We start from the raw sequence: 2,966 nt of genomic DNA, 5'->3' as shown, positions 1-2,966 counted from the left end.
CTGTAGGCGATCCAATTGTTGCAGGAGATCCGCCAATCAATGAGTTTCCTAATGGAGGAAGCTTTTTCTAAAAAAAGCAGGAAACACCGGATCTGGGAACAGGAAACAGTAGGAAAAATATTTCCCTGTCTAAAGACCATTATCAGTATAAGTCCTAACCTATCTGTCTATTGCTATACTAAAAATCATCATTGAGGAAGTAGAAAGAAGTAGTCAATAGTCACTTAGAAGCCGTTCCTAGGGGAATCTACAGTAGTCTGTAAGCAGTCAATGGGAATTTTAAGCCCACAAATCCCATTGGCACCACCGGTGAGGTGTGAGGTATTATATTAAGTTAGGCATAAAAAAATGTCCATCTTCAAATGTTACTAAATCTTGTTTTATCTTTATCCCTCCTGAAGAGGCGACTCCTATCACCTAACGAATTTATACCAATGCTGCAGGATTTGATATTAAATCCATAAAGCATAAGGATAAAGATCGACTTTTTAGAGGCACAGTAATATTGTGTCCCGTTGAAAATTATTACCTATCAGGAAATGTTGCAGGATTTAAATTGATAGAGCAAGGTTCGATGAATTAATTCTCGCTCTCAAATCTACACCCAATATGGCCTACATGACAATAGAGTCAAAAGAGCACAAAAAAGTTACAGCATTTTTCATTTAATGTAGACTACAAAATTCTTTTTGCAAGCGGGAGTAGTGAGTAATATCATGTCCGGATAATTTAATGTAGACTACAAAATTCTTTTTGCAATCGGGAGTAGTGAGTAATATCATGTCCGGATAATTAGTGATAAAAAAACTTTCTCCTTTTCCTCCTCTTTATTCTTTTTTTCTTCTTCTTTATTGCTTCTTTCTTACCTCCTGACTCCTCTGTCATTTATTTATAACTGTTCAACCGGACATGATATAGCGGTGCTGCCCCGCGTCGGCGACAGACACAAGCGGTAGGAACCCGGTGAGGTCTCCTGTCCCTCCAGGACGTTAAGCGTTAACGTAGTTGTGCGCTAGCAAACGCCATGGGAACGGCGACCAAGAGAGGGAGTAGAAAAATGCTTTGGCCACTATAGTCTATCTATGTGAAAACCGCCATAACTCAATCAAAGCTAAGTTATCTTTTTTGATTGATGCAAAAATCAGCTTTTTGTGCTATAATGTAATACATAATTAGAGAATAATTATAGTTAAAAAATCTATAGTTTTTAGGTGGTATTTCTCAAGAGATGCTAATAAAAGGTACAAACAGACGAATTATGATTGCCTTTTGTCAAATGCGGAGAATAGTTCGGTTATCTCTATGTTCTGAGAGTTGCCTGTTAGGAGCTGGTTGAGCCATTATCGATGTATGAGAAATAACTTAAATAATAATATTACCAAAGTTTTGCGGAAATGGTTAAGGATAGATTGCAGTTAATCTAATCTACTAGTAGTTTTAAGGACAAATTAAAATTTCTACTTATTAAGATGAACATTTCGCCTTTAAATTTACTCTAGATTTGTATTACAAAGAAGAAAAGCGGACTCATACTGAGTTTACTTTAATAGAGGAAATAAAGTATAATTATTGTCAATGTAAATAATGTAAAAATAAAATTTCCCTTATAAGTCCATTCAGCGAATCGACCAAGAGAAAAGAGAATATTCCCGATCTCAAGCCTCCTGATTGTAGAGGTACTGAAGTCCGCAGCTCCGACCCAGGAAGCTAACTGATAACTGAAATGACCACTTGATGGCATATGTGTAGGGATGGGAAAGCCTATTCTCATGTAGTTGTATCTCAAATTCTTCCCATTGTAGGAACACACAATAACTACTGCGATATTTAAAATAAGGAGTTTATGAAAAATGTCAACACTAAATCAAGAAAAGAAGAAAACTCAAAAGACAAGCAAATCAAGTCCTCGCTCCTACTCCTCAATGGATACAGTTCGTACTTATCTACATGAGATTGGCCGTGTACCACTTCTGACTCGTGAGGAAGAAATTGTGTATGGCAAGAAAGTTAAGTACATGATGCAACTTTTGGAGTCAAAGGAAAAATTAGAGGAGAAGCTAGACAGAGCAGCAACTCAGGAAGAATGGGCAGAATTTTTACAGTTAAGTGAAGAAGCACTAAACCAAACAATAAAGCATGGTCGCCGTGCCAAGCAAAAAATGATTGAAGCTAACCTTCGCTTAGTAGTAGCGATCGCTAAAAAGTACCAAAAACGAAATATGGAATTCTTGGATCTTATTCAAGAAGGTACTTTAGGTTTAGAGCGAGGAGTCGAAAAATTTGACCCCATGCGAGGTTACAAATTTTCTACTTATGCTTACTGGTGGATACGTCAAGCAATTACCAGAGCGATCGCACAACAAGCTCGTACTATTCGCTTACCTATTCACATTACTGAAAAGCTCAACAAAATCAAAAGAGTTCAGAGAGAACTAATTCAAAGTTTGGGTCGTACCCCAACTCCTTCTGAAATTGCTGAAGCTTTAGACCTAGAACCTTCTCAAATTAGAGAATATCTCTTGATGGCCCGCCATCCCATATCGTTGGATTTACGAGTAGGAGATAATCAGGACACTGAACTGCAAGAACTTTTAGAGGACGAAGCATCTTCTCCAGATGACTATATTACTCGTGAGTTGTTGCGCCAAGACTTAAATACTCTACTAGGAGAATTGACCGATCAACAACGTCGTGTATTAATATTACGTTTTGGTCTTGAGGATGGTAGAGAAATGTCCTTGGCTAAAGTGGGAGAGAGACTACAACTTAGTCGCGAGCGAGTCCGTCAACTAGAACATCAAGCTCTGGCCCATTTGCGTCGTCGTCAAGCTAAGGTGCGGGAATATGTCGCTAGTTAGGTATTAAAATCTGCCTAAAATCGATCCCTCTATTGTCAATATCAAATTTTGATCGTTCCTTGTAGAGATAGTTATTTTTAATGATTATCTCTACAAGGATTTTTTTTA

Annotated in this window: 1 protein-coding gene; it reads left to right on the top strand. The window is 37.7% G+C overall.

Going from position 1 to position 2,966, the window contains the following annotated elements; all coding sequences use genetic code 11:
- Positions 1-1,850 precede the first annotated feature (1,850 nt).
- Positions 1,851-2,858 (top strand): RNA polymerase sigma factor, RpoD/SigA family, encoded by a 1,008-nt coding sequence (locus F6K13_RS26355; protein WP_124154270.1) that lies wholly within the window; start codon positions 1,851-1,853, stop codon positions 2,856-2,858.
- Positions 2,859-2,966 lie beyond the last annotated feature (108 nt).

It is taken from the genome of Okeania sp. SIO2B9, assembly GCF_010672505.1.
Classification (GTDB): Bacteria; Cyanobacteriota; Cyanobacteriia; order Cyanobacteriales; family Microcoleaceae; genus Okeania; species Okeania hirsuta.
Note: the sequence above shows the minus strand (reverse complement) of the source record. Positions and strands in the feature narration are given on the sequence as shown.